This window comes from Methylobacterium sp. CM6257 (genome assembly GCF_054611515.1).
Window position 1 is genome coordinate 6,843,614 of record NZ_CM137735.1, and the last position, 18,876, is coordinate 6,862,489.

At 71.7% G+C, this 18,876-nt stretch carries 17 protein-coding genes; 10 read left to right on the forward strand and 7 right to left on the reverse strand.

Annotated elements, in window-relative coordinates:
* Nucleotides 1-8 precede the first annotated feature (8 nt).
* Genes ACYCO6_RS33375 through ACYCO6_RS33400 form a run of 6 tightly spaced genes read left to right on the forward strand, consistent with a single transcriptional unit; the run spans nucleotide 9 to nucleotide 6,056 of the window.
* On the forward strand, nucleotides 9-1,037 hold the full coding sequence (locus ACYCO6_RS33375; RefSeq protein WP_459767489.1) for a Gfo/Idh/MocA family protein: 1,029 nt from the start codon (nucleotides 9-11) through the stop codon (nucleotides 1,035-1,037).
* Nucleotides 1,034-2,149 (forward strand): DegT/DnrJ/EryC1/StrS family aminotransferase, encoded by a 1,116-nt coding sequence (locus ACYCO6_RS33380; RefSeq protein WP_459767492.1) that lies wholly within the window; start codon nucleotides 1,034-1,036, stop codon nucleotides 2,147-2,149. The genes ACYCO6_RS33375 and ACYCO6_RS33380 overlap by 4 nt, the downstream gene beginning before the upstream one ends.
* Entirely contained in the window at nucleotides 2,133-3,164 is a 1,032-nt protein-coding gene (locus ACYCO6_RS33385) for an SDR family NAD(P)-dependent oxidoreductase (RefSeq protein ID WP_459767494.1), read from the forward strand. The genes ACYCO6_RS33380 and ACYCO6_RS33385 overlap by 17 nt, the downstream gene beginning before the upstream one ends.
* Nucleotides 3,161-4,297: a DegT/DnrJ/EryC1/StrS family aminotransferase gene (locus ACYCO6_RS33390; protein ID WP_459767496.1), complete on the forward strand. Its 1,137-nt coding sequence runs from the start codon at nucleotides 3,161-3,163 to the stop codon at nucleotides 4,295-4,297. Before ACYCO6_RS33385 ends, ACYCO6_RS33390 begins: the two co-directional genes overlap by 4 nt.
* Nucleotides 4,294-5,094, forward strand: coding sequence for a polysaccharide deacetylase family protein (locus ACYCO6_RS33395; protein ID WP_459767498.1), 801 nt, complete (start codon nucleotides 4,294-4,296; stop codon nucleotides 5,092-5,094). Before ACYCO6_RS33390 ends, ACYCO6_RS33395 begins: the two co-directional genes overlap by 4 nt.
* Nucleotides 5,091-6,056, forward strand: coding sequence for a glycosyltransferase family 2 protein (locus ACYCO6_RS33400; protein ID WP_459767500.1), 966 nt, complete (start codon nucleotides 5,091-5,093; stop codon nucleotides 6,054-6,056). The genes ACYCO6_RS33395 and ACYCO6_RS33400 overlap by 4 nt, the downstream gene beginning before the upstream one ends.
* A 171-nt stretch (nucleotides 6,057-6,227) precedes the next feature.
* Here the strand turns inward: ACYCO6_RS33400 and ACYCO6_RS33405 are convergent, their stop codons facing one another.
* From ACYCO6_RS33405 to ACYCO6_RS33415, 3 genes are read right to left on the reverse strand one after another with little or no spacing between them, the layout of a single operon-like run.
* Nucleotides 6,228-7,901 (reverse strand): glycosyltransferase, encoded by a 1,674-nt coding sequence (locus ACYCO6_RS33405; RefSeq protein WP_459767502.1) that lies wholly within the window; start codon nucleotides 7,899-7,901, stop codon nucleotides 6,228-6,230.
* A 15-nt stretch (nucleotides 7,902-7,916) separates the two neighbouring features.
* A complete protein-coding gene (locus tag ACYCO6_RS33410; RefSeq protein ID WP_459767504.1) occupies nucleotides 7,917-9,152 on the reverse strand; it encodes an ABC transporter ATP-binding protein in 1,236 nt (411 codons plus the stop codon).
* Nucleotides 9,152-10,045 (reverse strand): ABC transporter permease, encoded by an 894-nt coding sequence (locus ACYCO6_RS33415; protein WP_459773838.1) that lies wholly within the window; start codon nucleotides 10,043-10,045, stop codon nucleotides 9,152-9,154. The genes ACYCO6_RS33410 and ACYCO6_RS33415 overlap by 1 nt, the downstream gene beginning before the upstream one ends.
* Nucleotides 10,046-10,400: 355 nt before the next feature.
* Between ACYCO6_RS33415 and ACYCO6_RS33420 the strand changes: the two genes are divergently transcribed.
* The 4 genes from ACYCO6_RS33420 to ACYCO6_RS33435 all read left to right on the forward strand — a co-directional run bounded on the left by ACYCO6_RS33420 (nucleotide 10,401) and on the right by ACYCO6_RS33435 (nucleotide 15,979).
* Nucleotides 10,401-11,468: a glycosyltransferase family 2 protein gene (locus ACYCO6_RS33420; protein ID WP_459767506.1), complete on the forward strand. Its 1,068-nt coding sequence runs from the start codon at nucleotides 10,401-10,403 to the stop codon at nucleotides 11,466-11,468.
* 255 nt (nucleotides 11,469-11,723) lie between these two features.
* Nucleotides 11,724-13,235 (forward strand): 2,3-bisphosphoglycerate-independent phosphoglycerate mutase, encoded by a 1,512-nt coding sequence (gpmI, locus tag ACYCO6_RS33425; protein WP_459773839.1) that lies wholly within the window; start codon nucleotides 11,724-11,726, stop codon nucleotides 13,233-13,235.
* Nucleotides 13,236-13,363: 128 nt separating this feature from the next.
* Complete coding sequence (locus ACYCO6_RS33430) at nucleotides 13,364-14,779, forward strand: lipopolysaccharide biosynthesis protein (protein WP_459767508.1); 1,416 nt, start codon at nucleotides 13,364-13,366, stop codon at nucleotides 14,777-14,779.
* Nucleotides 14,780-14,785: 6 nt separating this feature from the next.
* Entirely contained in the window at nucleotides 14,786-15,979 is a 1,194-nt protein-coding gene (locus ACYCO6_RS33435) for a GNAT family N-acetyltransferase (RefSeq protein WP_459767510.1), read from the forward strand.
* Here the strand turns inward: ACYCO6_RS33435 and ACYCO6_RS33440 are convergent.
* The 4 genes from ACYCO6_RS33440 to ACYCO6_RS33455 all read right to left on the reverse strand — a co-directional run bounded on the left by ACYCO6_RS33440 (nucleotide 15,915) and on the right by ACYCO6_RS33455 (nucleotide 18,792).
* Nucleotides 15,915-16,271, reverse strand: a complete 357-nt coding sequence (locus tag ACYCO6_RS33440; RefSeq protein WP_459767512.1) for a hypothetical protein — start codon at nucleotides 16,269-16,271, stop codon at nucleotides 15,915-15,917. The genes ACYCO6_RS33435 and ACYCO6_RS33440 overlap by 65 nt on opposite strands.
* A gap of 18 nt (nucleotides 16,272-16,289) precedes the next feature.
* The gene (locus ACYCO6_RS33445; protein WP_459767514.1) at nucleotides 16,290-16,517 is read right to left on the reverse strand and encodes a hypothetical protein; all 228 of its coding nucleotides are present in this window, start codon (nucleotides 16,515-16,517) and stop codon (nucleotides 16,290-16,292) included.
* Nucleotides 16,518-16,840: 323 nt separating this feature from the next.
* Nucleotides 16,841-18,268: a protein adenylyltransferase SelO gene (locus ACYCO6_RS33450; protein WP_459767516.1), complete on the reverse strand. Its 1,428-nt coding sequence runs from the start codon at nucleotides 18,266-18,268 to the stop codon at nucleotides 16,841-16,843.
* A gap of 44 nt (nucleotides 18,269-18,312) precedes the next feature.
* Nucleotides 18,313-18,792: a tRNA (cytidine(34)-2'-O)-methyltransferase gene (locus tag ACYCO6_RS33455; RefSeq protein WP_459767518.1), complete on the reverse strand. Its 480-nt coding sequence runs from the start codon at nucleotides 18,790-18,792 to the stop codon at nucleotides 18,313-18,315.
* Between the last annotated feature and the right edge of the window lie 84 nt (nucleotides 18,793-18,876).

Below are 18,876 nucleotides of genomic sequence, written 5' to 3' on the forward strand. Positions count from 1 at the left end.
CCACGCACATGATCGCCATCGGAATCGTCGGGTACGGCTACTGGGGGCCGAATCTCGCCCGCTGCACCTCGGAGACGGAGCGCTGCCGGCTCGCGGCCATCGCCGACCAGTCGCCCGCGGCCCTGGCCCGGGCCGGCAAGCGGCACCCTTCCGTCCGTCTCCATCAGGACTGGCGCGACCTCGTGGCCGATCCGGAGATCGACGCCATCATGGTGGCGACCCCGGTGAGCTCGCATTTCGAGATCGCCATCAACGCGCTCCGGGCCGGCAAGCACGTCTTCATCGAGAAGCCGATCACGCCCTCGGCCTTCGAGGCCCGGCTGCTCATCGAGGAGGCGGCCAAGCGCAACCTGACCCTGATGGTCGACCACACCTTCGTCTACACGGGCGCGGTCGAGAAGATCCATGAACTCGTCACGAGCGACGCCATCGGCGACGTGTTCTACTACGATTCGACCCGGGTGAATCTCGGCCTGTTCCAGCGCGACGTGAACGTGATCTGGGATCTGGCGGTCCACGACCTCGCCATCCTCGATCACATCCTGGATCTCGCGCCCATGGCGATCTCGGCGAGCGGCACCGGCCATTTCAGCGGCCGACCGGAGAACATGGCCCACCTGACCGTCTTCTACCCGCGCGGCGTCGTCGCGCAGATCAACGTCAACTGGCTGGCGCCCGTGAAGGTGCGGCAGACGCTGATCGGCGGCAGCAAGAAGATGATCGTCTACAACGACCTCGACCCGATCGAGAAGGTCAAGGTCTACGACCGCGGTGTCACCGTCAACGGCGGTTCCGACGACATCACCGAACTGATGGTCTCGTACCGGACCGGGGACATGTGGTCGCCGCATCTCTCCTTCCGCGAGGCGCTGATCGTCGAGATCGAGCACTTCGTCACCTCGATCGAGAACGGCACGGCGCCCATGACCGACGGCCACAGCGGCCTGCGCGTCGTCGAGATGCTCGAAGCCGCCATGCGCTCCCTGCGCCAGAACGGCCACCCCATCGACCTCATGCCACTTGCGAGGGCCTCGTGATCCCTTTCCTCGACCTCAAGGCTCAGTACGCGGCGATCGGCGGCGACGTCGAGACCGCGGTCCTCAATGTCCTGCGCAGCGGCGACTACGTCCTCGGACCGGCCGTCACGGCGTTCGAGAAGGCCTTCGCTGAGGCCTGCGGCGCCCGGCACGCGGTCGCCGTGAGCAGCGGCACCGCGGCCCTGCATCTCGCCCTGCTCGCCCTCGACATCGGTCCGGGCGACGAGGTGATCACGGTCTCGTCGACCTTCGTGGCGACGGTGGCCGCGGTGCTCTACGCCGGCGCGACCCCGGTGCTGGTCGATATCGACCCGGTGAACTGGACCATGGATCCGACCCTGGTCGAGGCGGCGATCACGCCCCGCACCAAGGCGATCCTGCCGGTGCACCTCCACGGCCGGATGGCGGATCTCGACGCGCTGGGCGCCATCGCCCGACGCCACGGGATCGCCCTCGTCGAGGACGCCGCCCAGGCGCACCTCGCCGAGCGCGGCGGCCGCAAGGCCGGCACGATCGGGGATATCGGCTGCTTCAGCTTCTATCCCGGCAAGAATCTCGGGGCCTACGGCGAGGGCGGCGCCATCGTCACGGACCGGGACGACATCGCCGAGGCCGCACGCTGCCTGCGCGACTGGGGGCAGCAGGGCAAGTACAATCACGTCCGGCACGGCTTCAACCTGCGCATGGACGGGGTTCAGGGCGCGGTGCTCGGGACCAAGCTTCCCTATCTGGAGGCCTGGACCCGCGCCCGGCAGGCGGTTGCGGCCGAGTACAGCACGCAGCTCGCGGGGCTCGGCCTTGAACTGCCGGGTCCGGCAGGACGCGACCACGCCTTCCACGTCTACGCCGTCTCGGCGCCCGACCGCGAGGGGTTGCGGCGCGCCCTCAACGAGGCCGGGATCGCCACCGGCATCCACTATCCCGTCCCCGTCCACCGGCAGCCCGCCTACCGCCACCTCGACGACGGCGCCGGCCGCCTGCCGGTCACCGAGCGGCTGGCCGCCCGGACCCTGTCCCTGCCGATGTTCCCGGAAATGACCGCCGGCCAGATCGATACCGTCTGCCGCGCCGTCGCGAGCTACTGCGAGGTCACCGATGCCCAAGCTGCGTGAGGTCACCAAGGGAAGCCGCTTCAGTGGCGACCTGCGTGGAACCCGGATCCTGGTAACCGGCGGATCCGGCTTCATCGGCTCCCACATCATCGACCTGCTGGTCGAGGCCGGCTGCGACGAGATCGTGGCCATCGACAACATGGTCCGCGGCCGCCCCGAGAACCTCGGCGACGCCCTCGGCTCCGGCCGGGTCCGACTCGTCCAGGGCGACATCCGCGACCGGGCCCTGATGGACACCCTGATCAAGGACATCGACGTGGTGTTCCATCAGGCGGCCCTGCGGATCACGCAATGCGCCTCGGAGCCGCGCCACGCCTTCGAGGTGATGGCCACCGCGACCTTCAACCTGCTGGAGAGCTGCGTCGAGGCCGGGGTCGCCAAGGTGGTGATGGCCTCCTCGGCCTCGGTCTACGGGATGGCGGAAGTCTTCCCGACGACCGAGAAGCACCACCCCTACGACAACCGGACCCTGTACGGCGCCGCCAAGTCCTTCGGCGAAGGTCTGCTGCGCTCGTTCAACGACATGTACGGGCTGGACTACGTCGCGCTCCGGTACTTCAACGCCTACGGCCCGCGGATGGACCTGACCGGCCGCTACACCGAGGTCATGGTCCGCTGGATGCAGCGCCTGGCCGAGGGCCAGTCGCCGATCGTGTTCGGCGACGGCCTGCAGACCATGGACCTCGTCCACGTCCGCGACATCGCCCGGGCCAACATCCTGTCGGCGACGTCGCCAGCCACCGACGTGGTGCTCAACGTCGGCACCGGCGTCGAGACCTCGCTGGTGGACCTCGCCGGCCATCTCACCCGGATCATGGGCCGGGACGGCACGCCGCTGATCCACGAGGCCGAGCGGGCCGTGAACCCGGTGCCGCGGCGCCTCTGCGACACGAGCCTCGCCAAGGAGTTGATCGGCTTCGAGGCGAAGATCGGGGCCGCCGAGGGCCTCGCCGACCTCGTCGCCTGGTGGCAGGACGAGTCCCGCTCGGAACACCTGCGGCGGGCGCTGGCATGATCCCGATCGCCAAACCCGAGGTCGGCGCCCCCGAGGCCGAGGCCGCCGCCGCCGTCGTCCGCTCTGGATGGCTGACCCAGGGGCCGCAGGTCGCGGCCTTCGAGGCTGAGTTCGCCGCGATCGTCGGCGCCCCCCATGCCTGCGCGGTCTCGAACTGCACGACCGCCCTGCATCTCGCGCTCCTCGCCGCCGGGGTCGGCCCCGGCGACGAGGTGGTGACGGTGAGCCACAGCTTCATCGCCACCGCCAACGCCATCGCCCAGTGTGGCGCGACGCCGATCTTCGTCGACATCGACCCGGCGACCTTCAACATGGCGCCGGAGGCCGCCGCGGCGGCGATCACCGCGCGGACGAAGGCCATCGTCTGCGTCCACCAGATGGGTATGCCCTGCGATCTCGAGGCCATCGTGGCCATCGGCCGCCGGTCCGGAATCCCGGTGATCGAGGATGCGGCCTGCGCCATCGGCTCCGAGCGGCTGCAGGGCGATGTCTGGCGGCCGGTCGGCGGCCCGGCCGGAGACGTCGCCTGCTTCTCCTTCCATCCGCGCAAGGTGCTGACCACCGGCGACGGCGGCATGATCACCACCGCGCATGCCGAATGGGACCACAAGTTCAGGCTGTGGCGCCAGCACGGGATGAGCGTCTCCGACGTCGCCCGCCACGGCAGCGCCCGGGTGGTCACCGAGGAATACTCCGTCGCGGGATACAATTACCGGATGACGGACGTTCAGGCCGCCATCGGCCGGGAGCAGCTCAAGCGGCTGCCCGACCTGGTGGCACGCCGCCGCCGCCTCGCGGACGGCTACCGCGCCCGGCTCGCCGATCTGCCGGAGGTGACGCTGCCCCCCGAGCCCATGGGCCTGCGCAGCAACTGGCAGAGCTTCTGCGTCCGTCTCCCGGAGGCGGCCGACCAGGGCACCGTGATGCAGGCGATGCTCGACCGGGGCATCGCCACCCGCCGGGGCATCATGTGCGCGCATCTCGAGCCGCCCTACGCCGAGGCGCCCCGGCGGTTCGCGCTGCCCGAATCCGAGCGGGCGCGCGACCACGCGATCCTGCTGCCGCTCTATGCCGGCATGACCGAGGCGGATCAGGACGCAGTCGTCGACGGCCTGCGCGACGCCCTGCGATGATCCCCGCACCGGTCAAGAGCCTCGCCCGGACGGTCGGCCTGACGCGTCCGCGCGTCGCCGCCGCCCGGATGGCCTGCGAGCGCACGACCCTCGCCCTCGCCCGGATCCGGCGGCCGGCGCCGGGCGGCCGCATCCTCTGCTACCATTCGGTGGGCCAGTCGGAATGCGGCGTCAACGACGTCAGTCCCGCGCGCTTCCGCCACCAGCTCGAGCGCGCGCTCAGTCTCGGCTACCGCTTCGTGCCGGCGGCCACGATCGCGGAGGGGCGCGGCGGCGCCCGGGACCTCGCCATCACCTTCGACGACGGCTGGCACAGCGTGCTGAGCGCGGCGGCGCCGATCCTGCGCGACCATGGGATCCCGTGGACCCTGTTCATCGTCTCGGGCTGGCTCGACCGGCCCGAGAGCGCACCGCCGGGCATCCTGGGCTGGCGCGCCATCGAGGCGCTCGCGGCGAACGGGGTCGAGATCGGCAGCCATTCCGTGACCCACCCGGATTTCGGGCGTCTCAGCGCCGAAGAGGCGGCCGAGGAACTGGAGGAATCCCGGCGCGCCATCGGGGCCCGCCTCGGCGTGCGGCCGGACAGCTTCGCGATCCCCCTCGGGCAATCGGCGAACTGGACTCAGGCGGCCGCCCGCGCCGCCCGGCAGGCGGGCTACCGGATCGTCTACGCGCAGGCGGTGGAGACCCGCCCGGCCGGGACGGTGGCGCGCAGCTTCGTCACGCAGTTCGACAACGATCTCGTGTTCGGTGCCCTGCTGCGGGGCGCCTACGACGCCTGGGAGGAGTGGGTATGAGCGAGCCCGCACGGCGCCGCGTCTCCGTCGTGGTGCCCACCTGCAACCGGCCCGCCCTCCTGCGCGAGGCCCTGGCGAGCATCCGTGCCCTGGAGGGGCCCGATCTCGCCTTCGAGATCATCGTTGGTGACAACGGCGAGGCGGGGCCGGCCGCCGAGGTCGCCGCCGCATTCGGCGCGATCCACGTCCCGGTCGACCGTCCCGGTGCCGGTGCGGCCCGCAATGCCGGCCTGACCCGGGCGGGCGCGCCCTACGTGGCGTTCCTCGACGACGACGACGTCTGGCAGCCGGGACATATCCGGGAGCATCTCCGCCTCTTCGAGGCCGATCCGGAACTCGGGATCGTTCTCGGGCAGATCGTCACCACCGATCATGACCTCGTGCCGACCTACGGTCCCTGGCCGGCGGAGCTTCCCTCCGACAAGGGCGCGCTGCTGCGCCGGATGATGAGCGGCTACTTCCCGCAGATCGGCGCCACGATGGTGCGCCGGCGCGTGGTGGACGAGATCGGGCTGTTCGACGAGGCCCTGCTCGGCGACCAGGACTGGGACTGGCAGCTGCGCGCGGTCCGCGCTCACCGGGTCGGCTTCGTCGCCGTCCCCTGCGTGCATTTCCGGCAGCGGCCGGCCGGGACCTTCGACCGGCTGATCGCCCGCCGGATCCACTTCACCCGCTTGGTCTTCCGCCGCCACGCGCCTGCGCTCGGGGTCTCGCGTCTCGCGGCCCTCCGGCTCTACTTCGGAACCGTGCAGGGGTACTACGATGCCCTGCTGGACGCCGCCGAGGCTCATGCGGCCCGCGGCGACCGGCGCGCCGCCACGGGCGCGCTCCTCATGGCGTTCCGGCTGATGCCGCACCGGGCCATCCGACAGGTCTTCCGGCCGACGCATCTGCGCGCGGCCGTGCTGGCGGTGGCCGCCGCGCAGGCAGCCCGGCCGCTGGCCGCCGAGAAGGCGGGCTGAGCCGGGCGTTCGAGATCACCTGTCCTGAAGATCCGGGCCTCGCGCGGGACGTGCCCCCCTCCTTCCCCGCAGAGGGGGTGGGGGGCACGTCCCGTTCGGCCGTGTGATGATGTGGAGGGCCGTCGACGAGCAGGGCGACCGGCGCGGCAGCCGGTCTCCGGTGCTCCGGGATCAGGCTCCCCGGACGCGCAGCGTGCCGAATCGGTCCTTGACGTTGCGCACCAGCCATTCCGGCAGGAGCAGGCGGACGCGTTCCCAGGGGCCCGAGAAATCGCCCGCCCGGCCCAGGGCCGCCCAGGAGGCGACGCGCTGACGCAGGGGCAGCATGCCGATGTAGTTCTTGGTCATCTCCGCCACGGGGAAGGTCGAGCCGAACATGTCCTGGTGGCGCAGGTCCGGTTCGCCGAGATGGGGTGCCTCGGCCGGGACGGGATCGCCGGAATCCGGCATCAGCCGGGGTAGCGCCCGCGCCTGCGCGTAGACCGCGTCGAGCCCCGCCAGCCACGCCGACGGCGCGTAGAGGCGCGCGATGGCCGCGCTGGTCTCGGCCCCGGCCGCCGCGCGCGCCGACGGGTCGGTGATGAGCGCGGTCAGCTGGGCCTCATAGGCCGCCTGATCGTGCGCCACCCGCGCCGTGACATCGAGCCCCGGATGATTGATCGCCACGATCTCCGCGGCTTCCGGCGCCTCGAAGCGCGTCACCAGCGGCAGCCCGTAGGCCGCGGCTTCCAGCATCGAGGTCGACGAGACGAAGGGATAGGAATCCACGTAAATGTCGGCGGCCTCGAAGAAGACCCGCGGATCCGAAAGTTCGGCATGGGGCGTGATGCGCCCGCCGGTGGCGGCCCGGGCCCGCTCCCAGTCGTCCCGCGCGCCGGGGCCGACCACGATGAGCCGCGCCTGCGGGTGTGCGGCCAGGAGGTCGACGTGGCGGTCCGCGTAGGTGACCGGCCCGACGTTGCGGTACTTCGCCCCCCGGGCCACCGAGACCAGGAGGACGCTGTCCTCCGGGACGCCGAGGGCCCGCTTGGCCTCGCCGCGGGTCCGCTGGCGCTCGGGCAGCGTGATCAGGGTCGGCAGCAGCAGGTTGCGGGCCGGCTCGACGCCGCGGCGGCTGATCGCGAGCCGGCGCGCGGCCTCACGCAAGTTGATCACCGCGTGGCTGATCCGGGTCCCGATCCAGAACAGGTGGTCCGCGTGGTTGAGGAGCAGGATCGGCGGGTTCCTCGCCGGATCCGCGAAGGCGATCAGCGGGACCACGTCCTCACAATGAACGTGGAGGACGACGGCGTCGTAGCCGCGGGCGACCTGGCGCAGCTCCCGCGCCCAGGCGAGCTTGTCGCCCTTGTGGTGGTTCAGGTGGTGGATCGCGCCGCCGCTCTCGCGCACCGCTGCGGTGATCCGCGCGTCGACCGGGCCGCGATGCTGGGTCAGGGCGACGCCGTTGACCCGGTTCCGATCGGCGCCGATCCAGAGCGCGAGCATCTTGGTGAGGCCGCCCACCGGGGCGAGCTGCGTGCAGACGTGGAGGATGCGCCGGAAGGGCGCCGGGTCCGGGAGCGGACGATCGTCGGCCGCGTCGAGCTGCCGGCCGATCCCGATCATCAGCCGCTCGAGGCGGGGGCTCGCGAACACGCCGCAGTGGCGATGGGCCGCCAGGGTCGCCGCGATGGCGGTCTCGACGGCCGCTGCCGCCGGGTCGCCGGCCGCCGCGAGGCGTTCGGCGTTCCGCACCCGGGCGTCGTAGGCGGCGAAATTCGCCAGGATCCGCTCAGCGCGGGCGGCGCGTCCGGCCACATCGTCCCCGGCCCCGTCGCGGCGGGGCTCTGACGCAACGTCTGTCATCCTGCCCTCCGGGCCTCAGCGCCGCGACCCGGCGCCGCTCGAAATCCACTCCCCGGCCTCGTGGAAGACGCCGAAGACATCGGGGTTGAAGACGGGGTGCTCCACGTGGAAGCGTCCGCCGATCTGCGCCGCGAGGAGGCGCTCGAAACCGCGCTGCCGGATCACCACCGAGACCGTGTAGGTGTCGGAATTCAGGGTCAGCGGCGGCGTCAGCAGCTCGATCTCGCCCTCGCCGGAGAGGGCATTCAGCCCGGCGCGGTCCGTCTGGGTGCTGAAGTTGCAGCAGAGCAGCTCGTCCGACCGCGTGATCGAGAACAGGACATGCGGGTCCGCGACCGGCTCCGTGGCGGTGTAGCGTGCCCGGATCCGCATCCGCTCGCCGTGCCGGAACAGCGTCCGCGGCGCCCCCGCTTCGTCGGTGATCGTCACCGCGTGGATCTTCACCGGAAGATCGCCGCTCTCCGGGCGGAACCAGGAGGCGTCGGCGAGGTAGCTGTCCCGCTCGTAGTGGCTCAGCCCCTCGTCGGTCGGGCCATCATAGGCGACACGGCCGTTCTTGATGTAGATGACGCGCTCGCACATCGTCTTGATGCTGAACATGTTGTGCGAGACCAGCAGGATCGTCGAGCCCTTGCCCTGGAGGCGGCGGGCGAAGTCCATGCACTTGCGCTGGAACGTGTAGTCGCCGACCGCCAGAACCTCGTCGAGGAGCAGGATGTCGGGCTCCAGATGCGCCGCGACCGAGAAGGCCAGCCGGACATACATGCCGCTGGAGTAGCGCTTCACCGGCATGTCGATGAAGTCGCCGATCTCGGAGAACTCGACGATCGCGTCGAACTTCTCGGCGATCTCCCGGCGGCTCATGCCCAGGATCGAGCCGTACAGGAAGATGTTCTCGCGGCCGGTCAGCTCGCGATGGAAGCCGGTGCCGACTTCGAGCAGCGCGCCGACGCGGCCCTCCAGGCGGATGCGGCCGGTGGTCGGGGCGGCGATCCGCGAGAGGAGCTTGAGGAGCGTGCTCTTGCCCGCCCCGTTCAAGCCGATGATGCCGACATTCTCGCCGTGCTTGATGCCGAAGCTGACGTCCCTGAGCGCCCAGAAGGCTTCCCGGGACGGGCGCGCTCCGGACCGGCGCGACACCAGGCTCCTCAGGCTCTCGCTCAGCGCGTCGCGCAGCGAGTTCTGGTGCGCGGCCCGCGGGGCGCGCCAGTATTGCTTGCCGATATCTTGTACGCTGATCGCCATCGACATCAGATTACATCCGCGAAGGAGCGCTCCATGCGCTGGAAGAAGATCAATCCGCTGATGAGCAGGACGAGCGCGGCCGTGACCGAAACCGCGAGCGCGAAGGCGTCGGGGGCCGTCCCGCCGAGAATGGCGAAGCGGAACGCCTCGATCAGCCCGACCATCGGGTTCAGCGCGTAGATCCAGCGCACCGAACTGGGCACGATGCTCGACGCGTAGACGATCGGCGAGGCGTACATCCAGATCTGGATCAGGAAGGGCAGCGTGTGCTTGACGTCCCGGAAGCGGACGTTGATCGGACCGAGCCAGAGGCTCACGCCCAGCGCCAGCATGGCGGTGACGGCCAAGACCGGGACGGCCAGCACGAGGTGCCAGTCCGGCACGACCCCGTACCAAGCCATCAGGGCGAGCATCACGGCGAGCGCGATGGCGAAGTCGACCATCGGCGACACCACCGTGGCCAGCGGGATCACGAGCCGCGGAAAGTAGATCTTGCGGATGAGCTCGGCCTCCGCGACGAGGCCGGTGGCGCTTCGCCGGACGGACTCGGCGAAGTAGGTCCACAGGACGATGGCGCTTCCGGCAAACACCGCGTAGGGCGCGCCGTCGGTGGGGATCTTGGCGAAGTGGCCGAAGATGACGGTGAAGATCAGCACCGTGAAGAGCGGCTGGGCGATCGCCCAGCAGGCGCCGAGGGCCGTCTGCCGGTAGAGGACCATCAGGTCTCGCAGGATGAGGACCCGCAGCAGCCCGCGATAGTGCCAGAAGCTCGCGGCGTCGAAGACGAGGACCCTGTCATCGGGAGCGATCTCGGTGACGCGCATCGTCGATGGATCGGATTTCGAGCCGACCGATCCGTGTTTCGAGGCGTCGAGGACAAGCGTATCCAAAGATTTCATCATTCGAGGCCGTCCCGCATGACGATCAATGCGCGCGGGATCCGTCTCGAATCGGCCGATAAGCCGTCCGGCAGTCCCGCCAGGACGGGCTATCATCGCGGTGCGACGGCCTGAATTACACCTTTCGCCGTAACAGGGATCCCGACTGAAGTGGTGGTTGTGGTCAGCGGCCGTAATGGGCGCCAATGAGGACAGATGAGACCTCAAGCGCGGAACGTCGTCTCCGTCGAGGCTGGCCCTGCCGGCCCGGGCCCCTGCCCGGAACGGACGGCGCCTCGCCGGAATCCGGCTTCCTCCGGAATGGGGCTGCCTCGGGCCCGGTCGAAGACCGGATCCAGGTTGCAGGAGAACCGCCATGCAGGACCCCAGGGACGTCGCCGGCGCCCCGCTCGTGACGATCGCCATGCCGGCGCTCAATGAGGCGCACCACATCGCCGACGCCATCGCCTCGGTGCTGCCCGACCGGAACGGCATCGCCTGCGAGCTGCTGGTGATGGACGGCGGAAGCAGCGACGGCACCTGCGCGATCGTCAGGGCGCTGAGCGCCCGGGATCCGCGGATCCGGCTGGTGCCGAACGAGCGCCGCATCCAGGCCGCCGGCATCAACCTCGCCGCGCGGCTGGCGCACCCGGGCACGCCCTATCTCGTGCGCGCCGATTGCCACGCGGCCTATCCCGAGGGCTGGGTGCAGAACCTCGTCGAGACGATGCGCCTGCGGGAGGCCGTCTCGGTGGTCGTGCCCCTGCAGACCGTCGGGGTGACGCCGGTGCAGCGGGCGATCGCGGCCGCGCAGAACAGCCGTCTCGGCAATGGCGGGTCGGCGCACCGCTTGGGCGGCATCTCCGGCTACGTCTCCCACGGCCACCACGCCGCCTTCGACCGGCGCGAGTTCCTGCGGGTGGGGGGCTACGACGAGTCCTTCTCCCACAACGAGGATGCCGAGCTCGATCGCCGGCTCTGCGCGGCGGGCGGCCGGATCTATCTCGCGGCCGACCTCGCGGTCACGTATTTCCCGCGCGAGAGCCTGCGCAGCCTCGCGCAGCAATACTTCCTGTACGGCCGCGGCTGCGCCCGGACCCTGGAGAAGCACGGCAGCCTGCCGCGGCTGCGCCAGATCCTCCCGACCCTGGTGCTGCTCTACGCCGTCGCGGCCCTCGCCCTCGCGGCAGTGGCGCCGGGGCTGCTGATCCTGCTGGCGCTCTATCTCGGAGGCTGCGGCCTCAGCGGTCTCGCCCTCGCCCTCAAGGCGCGGGAGCCCGTCCTGATCATGAGCGGGCCGGCGGCGGTGGCCATGCACCTGTCCTGGGCCGCCGGATTCCTCTCGTATCCGGGCTATCGGAAGACGCTTCTACGGACCGCCCTGCGCCGGAAGCCGCCCTTGCTGAGCGTCCCGCCAGGCTCCGACCCGGCAAGCGTCAATTAGCCCTTCCCACCGGCGGGATGGCGGCCCGGGACCGGTGTGAAACCGGGACCCTGGGCCGCGCCGTGGCATGTCAGAAACCCGCATTAGTCCCACAGCGCTCTCCTGCTACCCCCCTGCGGCTGTAGTCTCGCGCGGCCGAGCCGATTATCGACACGCGCATGGGGCCGGCATCGCCGTGCCCGCACGACCCGGCCGCGCGCTGCGCGGAAGCCCAGGAGAGCTGTGACCGTGCCCGACAGGACCCTGCGCCCCGTGATGCTCGTGATCCTCGATGGCTGGGGATTGCGGGAGGAAGGGGCCGACAACGCCGTCCAGCAGGCGCGGACCCCGGTCTTCGACGCGCTGATGCGCGAGCGCCCCCGGGCGCGGCTGCGGACCTTCGGATCCGATGTCGGCCTGCCCGAGGGGCAGATGGGCAATTCCGAGGTCGGGCATCTCAACATCGGCGCCGGCCGGGTGGTGCTGCAAGACCTGCCCCGCATCGACGCCGCCGTGGCGGACGGCTCGCTGGGGCGGAACCCGGCGCTCGTCCGGTTCATCGAGGCGCTGCGCGCATCCGGGGGAACCTGCCACCTCGTCGGCCTGCTGTCCCCGGGGGGCGTCCATGCCCACCAGGATCATGCGGTGGCGCTGGCGCGCGTGCTGACTGCGGCGGGGATCCCGGTCCGCATCCACGGCTTCACGGACGGGCGCGACATGCCGCCCCGCTCGGCCGCCACCTGCGTCGCCGCCGTGGAGGCCGCCCTTCCGAAGGGCGCACGCATCGCCACCCTGTGCGGCCGCTATTACGGGATGGACCGCGACCGGCGCTGGGAGCGGGTCCAGATCGCCTATGACGCCCTGACGGCCGGGCGCGGCACCCGGTTCGACAGGGCCGGGCAGGCGGTGGCCGCGGCCTACGCGGAGGACGTCTCCGACGAGTTCATGCGTCCGGCCGTCATCGGCGACTATGCCGGCATGCGGGACGGCGACGGCGTGCTGAGCTTCAATTTCCGCGCGGACCGGACCCGGCAGATCCTGGAGGCGCTCCTCGATCCGGCCTTCGCGGGCTTCGCCCGCACGCGGACGATCCGGTTCGCGGCCGCCCTGGGCATCGTGCAGTACAGCGTCGAGATCGACGCCTTCGCCGACACCCTGTTCGGGCCCCTCGACCTGCCGAACGGCCTCGGCGAGACCGTGGCCCGGGCCGGGCGCACACAGCTGCGCATGGCCGAGACCGAGAAGTACCCCCACGTCACCTACTTCATGAACGGCGGCCGCGAGGCGCCGTTCGAGGGCCAGGACGCGATCCTGGTGCCGTCGCCGAAGGTCGCGACCTACGACCTGCAGCCGGAGATGTCGGCGCTGGAGCTCACCGACCGCGCCGTGGAGGCGATCGGCTCGGGACGCTACGACCTCATCATCCTGAACTTCGCCAATCCCGACATGGTCGGCCATACCGGCAGCCTCGCCGCCGCCGTGAAGGCGGTGGAGACCGTCGATGCCTGCCTCGGCCGCGTGGTCGACGCCGTGACGGCGGCCGGCGGGGCGCTGCTCGTGACCGCCGACCACGGCAATTGCGAGATGATGCGCGATCCGAAGACCGGCGAGCCCCACACCGCCCACACGCTCAACCCGGTGCCGGCGATGCTCGTCGGCGTCGACGGCGTGTCCCTGGCTGACGGCAGGCTGGCGGACGTGGCGCCGACGCTCCTCGACCTGATGGGCCTCGACCGCCCGTCCGAGATGACCGGGACCTCCCTGATCCGGAAGGCGGGCGGGCGCTGAGCGCCGGGCGGCATGGCGGCTGCACCGTTGCGGCCGCCATGCAGGAAGCGCCTCCGATACGTCCCGCCGTGGGACCGATCCGTCCCAGCGCGGGGCGCTGCCCTCATGCCGCCGGCAAGTCCTAGGACATGATCGCCCGGCACAGCCTGATCTATGTCGGCTCGCGCGGCTTCGCCGCCGCCCTGAACATGGCCTCCGTGGCGGTGTTCACGCGGCTCGCGCCGGTGGAGAGCTACGGCACCTACCTGTACGTCCTGTCCTGGGCGCTGGTGCTCTACGGGGCGACCTGCCAGTGGCCCAAATTCGCGTTCTTCGCCCTCTACGACGAGGCCCGCGAGCCGGCCCAGGTCGGCACCGTCGTGCGGATCCTGGGCGGCACGCTGCTGCTCGCCGGCCTCGGCAGCGCGGTTGCCGCCGGCCTCGGGCTGGTGCCGGCCCGGATGGCCGCCGCGATCCTGGCGCTCGCCTTCGGCACGACCCTGTTCGAGGGCTCCACCGAGATCGCGCGCACGCGGCTGCGGGCCGGAGCGGTTGCAGCCTCGGTGATGAGCCGGGCGGTGCTGATCCTCGGCCTCGGCAGCCTGGCGCTCCACCTCTCGGCCGATCCGCTGCACCTCGCCTTCGCGGTGGCGGCCGCCAACGCGCTCGCCGCGCTCCCGGCCGCCGCCACCATCGCACCGATGATGCCCGGCCGCGGCAGCCGGGCCGAGGCCCTGCGCCTGTTCGCCTATGGATGGCCGCTGGTCCTCTCCTTCGGGACCGCGGCCCTCGCCCAGAGCCTCGACCGGCTGATCATCGCCAAGACGGTGGGCCCCGCGGGTCTCGGCGCCTACGGGGCGCTCGCAGACTTCCTGAAGCAGAGCTTCATCGTGTTCGGCGAGGCGATCGCCCTGTCGCTGATCTCGATCGCCAAGCGCGAGGCCCGCACGGGTGGCCTTGCGGCGGCGTCCGGCGTGCTGAGCGACGCGGCCCGCGCCATGGCGCTGATCGCGGCCTTCGGGGCGGTGTTCTTCCTCTGCTTCGACGACCTCGTGGTCGCGGTGCTGCTCGGCCCCGACTACCGGGCGGAGGCGCGCCAGCTCGCCCCGGTGCTGATCCTGGCGAGCATCCTGATGATGTTCCGCGCCTATTATTTCGGGCAGGTGATCTACTTCACCCGGACCAGCGGTCTGGAAGCCGCCGCCGCCTTCGCGACCCTGGCGACCGTGGCTGCACTCTCGCTCCTGCTGATCCCGACCCTCGGCGCCGCCGGTGCGGCCCTGGCCTTCGCGGGAGGGCAGTGCGCAGCCTGCCTCGTGCTGGTGCTCGGCGCCCGCCAGGCCGGAACCACGATGCCCCTGCCGCTGGCCGACATCGCCGGCATCGCTGGCATCGCGCTCGCCTGCGGCGCCGTGAATGCCGGGATCGGCCTGATGCCGGGCGGGCTCATGCCTCCGGGCCAAGTCCTGCGCCTGATCCTTCTCGCCGCCGCGGCGGGCGCGACCGCGTGGCGCTACGACGTGCTCGGATTTGCCGGCGCCATCCGCCATCGGCTCGCGGCCTGATCCGCCATGCCGGACACCGCCACGCTTGCCCAGGGTCTCGTGGCGGCGATCCGGCCCCTCGATCCGGCCGCGCCCTGGATTCCCGCCTGGCGGGCGCTCGGTGCGGCGGCCCTAGTGCGGAACCCGTTCTACGAGGCGGGCTACGCCCTCGCCGGCCGCGAGGCTTTCGGGACGGGCATCCGCCTCCTGATCGTCGCCGACCGGGCCCCGGAGAAGGCGGGTGTCCGGCTCCGCGCCGCCTGGCCGTTCCGGGTGTCGTGGCGGCGCTGGGGCCTGCCCCTGCCGCTGCTCATGGGCTGGACCCACGGCTACTGCCCGTTCGGCGCCCCGCTCCTCGACGGGGCCGAGCCGGAGGCCGCCCTGGCGGGTCTGCTCGACGCCCCGCGGGCGCTCGGATTGCCGAAGCGGCTTCTCCTGCCGAACGCTCCCGCGGACGGCCCCCTGGTGGATCTTCTGGCGGCGCGCGGCATACGGCGGGCCGCCTACTGGCGTCATGAACGCGGACTGCTCGACCTGACCGGCCGCGCCCCGGAAGCGCGGGCGGCCTATCTCGACCACCTCTCCGGCCAGCGGCGCCGCCGGCTGCGCCGCGCCCGCGCGCACCTCGAGGCGGACGGCGCCGTCGCACTCGAGATCCTCGACGCGCCGGCCGCCCTCGACCGGGCCCTGGACGAGCACGTCGCCCTGGAGGCGGCCGGATGGAAGGGGCGGGCCGGGACCAGCCTCGGGCAGCGGCCCAACGAGGTCGCCTTCCTCCGCACCGCCCTGGCCGATCTCGGAGCCGAGGGTCGGGTACGCATCGCCCGACTGCGCCGGGCCGACCGAACGCTGGCCTCCCTGATCCTGCCGGTCACCGGGTCCGAGGCGTGGGTGCTTAAGATCGCTCACGACGAGGCGCGGCCGGAGACCGCCCCCGGAATCCAGCTCGTCCACCAGCTGACCGAGGCGGTGACCGGCGGGACCTGGGGGATCGGCCGGATCGATTCTTGTGCGCCGCCGGATTTCGCCCTCGGCTCGGCCTTCTGGATGGAACGGCGGCCGATCGCCCACCTCCTGGTGGGGGCGGGGCACGATCCCCTGTTCCCGGCAGCCCGGGCCCTGGAGCGCGCCCGCGAGCGCGTCGCCCGGGCGCGCCTCACCAGCCGAACCGGGCGATCTGCTCCAGCCGCGCCCGCGTCGCCGCCTCGTCCCGGCCGATGACCGCGATCCGCCCGGACAGGTCGTAGCAGGTCGGGCAGAAGGGGAGCTGCGCCAGCGTCAGCCCCTCATCCCGCACCCGGCCCGCCGACGCGATCAGGCAGGGCAGGACCGGCGCGTCCGCGGGCGCCGCGAGGCAATCGGCCCGGGGGCTGCCGAAGGCAGGGCGGTTCGGCCAGGTCAGGAGGATCGTGGTGCCGCCGCGCCGGTCGGGGGCCGGGGGCAGGGTGTAGCTGCGCAGGAACAGCGCGCAGGCCAGCAGGACGAGCCCCGGCAGGATCAGTGCCTTTCGCATCCCGTGACCTCCCGCCCCTCAATCCCCCTCGTCGAACCGCGTGCGATAGAACACCTCCCGGCCCGCCCCGTCGATCACCCGGACGGCCTGGGCCGGCTCGCCGGATTTCTGCGGTACCCGCGCCCGGGCGAACAGGCGCAGGGCGCGTTCCTGGGCGCTCTCGAGGCTGCCGACCCGCACGGAGATGCGCGTCTGGATCTCGTCCGGCTCGGGTCCGAGAACTTCGATATGGAAGGTTTCGCGCAAGGGTCTTCGCCTGATCATGGGGCCCACGCGCCGGAACACCGGTTCCGGCGCGTGGGCATGGCACAGTATGGTCTGGAGCCGATCCGGGCGTCGATCTTGGAGCCAAGTCCAATTGCAACGCGATCGGTCGCCGCTCTATGAGGGCGGGCACGACATAGGGGAGATCACCGGAGGAGTCCCGTGGACCCGCTCAAGGCCGCCGCCGCGACGACCGTCTGCCTCGCCCTGTTCTGGCTGGCCTTCCGGCTGACCCGGCGGCTGGTCGACCTCGCCATCGCGGGGGGCTACGCGGAGGAGCGCCGGCGCCTGGCCGAGGAGGCGGCTCAAGAGGCCGCGGGCGCCGTGCCGCAGGCCTCGGCCATCCGCGCCACCGCGGCGAGCTTGGCCGTGAACAGGGACCAGTCGTCCGCTGCCGCGATGGGCGCCCAGAGCGCCTCGACCTCGTCGATCAGCATGGTGCAGGGCTCCCCGGCGAAATAGGGGTGGTCGAGTCGCGCGCCCGGTGCGGGCGCGAGCGGCTCCAAGGCCGCCCGGACCGGCGCGAAGGCGTCGGCCCGGTAGTGTTCGGCGGCCGGCCCGGCCTCCGCCCGCCCGGCGCTCGCCAGGCCCCCGTACCAGTCGAAGAAGAACCGCTCGAAGGGCGCCCGCGTCTCGGCCAGGAAGCGCCAGACGTACGCGACCAGCCGGTCGGTCTCCGGCCGTGGCGCCTCCGCGAGACCCAGGCGGCCGAACAGGGCCTGCGCGAAGGCCTCCTGCAGGGCCGGCCCGAAGCCGGAGAGGGCGGATTCGAGGCGCGCCTGGGGTGCGAGCGTCAGGAGGCAGTCCGCCAGCCGCGCGAGATTCCAGAACAGGGCCTCCGGCTGCCGGCCGAAGCTGTAGAGCCCGGTCTCGTCGAAATAGGCCGCGGTGAAGTCCGGGTCGAAATGCGGCAGGAAGCGCCAGGGCCCGTAATCGAAGCTCTCGCCGGTGACGTTGATGTTGTCGGTGTTGAGCACGCCGTGGACGAAGCCCGCCGCCGCCCATTGTGCCCCCATCCGGGCGACCCGGGCGACCACGTCCTCCAGGAAGGCGACGCCGCGATCCTCAAGGCTCTCGCGCCAGAGCTCCGGCCGGTGGGTCTCGATCGTGTGGTCGAGGAGCCGGGCGATGTTGTCCGGCTCGCCCAGAGCCAGGAAGCGCTGGAAGCTGCCGATCCGGATATGCCCGTGGGAGAGGCGCACCAGCACCGAGGAGCGCGCCGGCGAGGGCTCGTCGCCGCGCACGAGGTCCTCGCCGGTCTCGATCAGGCTGAAGCTCTTCGAGGTGTAAACGCCCTGCGCCTCCAGGAGCGCGGTCGCCAGCACCTCGCGCACGCCGCCTTTCAGGGTGAGCCGCCCGTCGGCACCGCGGGACCAGGGCGTGGTGCCGCTGCCCTTGGTGCCGAGATCGAGCAGGCGCCCGTCCGCGCGGTCGTGCACCTGCGCGAACAGGAACCCCCGCCCGTCGCCGAGTTCCGGGTTGTAGGAGCGGAACTGGTGGCCGTGGTAGCGCAGGGCCAGCGGCGTCTCGAAGCTGCCGGGCAGGGGCTCGAACCGGCCGAAATGGGCGATCCAGTCCGCCTCCGAGAGGCCGCCCAGGCCGACCCGCTCGGCCCAGGCCTGGTTGCGGTAGCGCAGGATCGTCTCCGGAAAGCGGGCCGGCGTGACAGGGTCGAAGAAGGCCGGCCCGAGATCGGCATGGCGCCGGGATGTCCTGAAGGCGGTTTCGTCCATGCGGCGGCGCGTCTCCCGGGGCGGACCGTTGAGGCCCCGCCCTATCAAGCCGGCGGCACGGGATCCGTTGCGCGGCGGCCCACCTGCCGGAGCGCCTCGCCGGCGATCATCGCGGCCGCCACGGCGACGTTGAGGGAGCGCAGGCCCGGCCGGATCGGCACCACGATCCGGGCATCGGCCGCCGCGTGGACGGTCTCGGGGACGCCCGCGGATTCGCGCCCGACCATCAGGCAATCGTCCGCGCGGAAGGCGAAGTCCGTGTAGGGCAGGGCGCCCGCCGTGGTGGCGAGCACGAGCCGCTGGCCGGTCCCGGCCCGCCAGGCCTCGAAGGCCGCGAAGGAGCGGTGCCGGGTGATCGCCACGTGGTCGAGATAGTCCAGGCCCGAGCGGCGCAGATGCCGGTCCGAGACGTCGAAGCCTGCAGGCTCCACGATCTCCACCGCGAGTCCGAGGCAGGCGGCCATGCGCAGCATCGTGCCGGTGTTCTGGGGGATGTCGGGCTGGTAGAGGGCGAGGCGGAGCATGGTCCGGCCTTGTGGGGCGCCGGCGCCCCGCCGTCAAAGCGCCGATCCGGCGATGCGCAGCCGGCAAACAGCCGCGCCGTTTCC

Coding starts and splice junctions, on each gene's coding strand:
- ACYCO6_RS33375 (WP_459767489.1), top strand. CDS start 9: ATGATCGCCATCGGAATCGTCGGGTACGGCTACTGGGGGCCGAATCTC.
- ACYCO6_RS33385 (WP_459767494.1), top strand. CDS start 2,133: ATGCCCAAGCTGCGTGAGGTCACCAAGGGAAGCCGCTTCAGTGGCGAC.
- ACYCO6_RS33390 (WP_459767496.1), top strand. CDS start 3,161: ATGATCCCGATCGCCAAACCCGAGGTCGGCGCCCCCGAGGCCGAGGCC.
- ACYCO6_RS33395 (WP_459767498.1), top strand. CDS start 4,294: ATGATCCCCGCACCGGTCAAGAGCCTCGCCCGGACGGTCGGCCTGACG.
- ACYCO6_RS33400 (WP_459767500.1), top strand. CDS start 5,091: ATGAGCGAGCCCGCACGGCGCCGCGTCTCCGTCGTGGTGCCCACCTGC.
- ACYCO6_RS33405 (WP_459767502.1), bottom strand. CDS start 7,901: ATGACAGACGTTGCGTCAGAGCCCCGCCGCGACGGGGCCGGGGACGAT.
- ACYCO6_RS33410 (WP_459767504.1), bottom strand. CDS start 9,152: ATGTCGATGGCGATCAGCGTACAAGATATCGGCAAGCAATACTGGCGC.
- ACYCO6_RS33415 (WP_459773838.1), bottom strand. CDS start 10,045: ATGAAATCTTTGGATACGCTTGTCCTCGACGCCTCGAAACACGGATCG.
- ACYCO6_RS33420 (WP_459767506.1), top strand. CDS start 10,401: ATGCAGGACCCCAGGGACGTCGCCGGCGCCCCGCTCGTGACGATCGCC.
- gpmI (WP_459773839.1), top strand. CDS start 11,724: ATGCTCGTGATCCTCGATGGCTGGGGATTGCGGGAGGAAGGGGCCGAC.
- ACYCO6_RS33430 (WP_459767508.1), top strand. CDS start 13,364: ATGATCGCCCGGCACAGCCTGATCTATGTCGGCTCGCGCGGCTTCGCC.
- ACYCO6_RS33435 (WP_459767510.1), top strand. CDS start 14,786: ATGCCGGACACCGCCACGCTTGCCCAGGGTCTCGTGGCGGCGATCCGG.
- ACYCO6_RS33440 (WP_459767512.1), bottom strand. CDS start 16,271: ATGCGAAAGGCACTGATCCTGCCGGGGCTCGTCCTGCTGGCCTGCGCG.
- ACYCO6_RS33450 (WP_459767516.1), bottom strand. CDS start 18,268: ATGGACGAAACCGCCTTCAGGACATCCCGGCGCCATGCCGATCTCGGG.
- ACYCO6_RS33455 (WP_459767518.1), bottom strand. CDS start 18,792: ATGCTCCGCCTCGCCCTCTACCAGCCCGACATCCCCCAGAACACCGGC.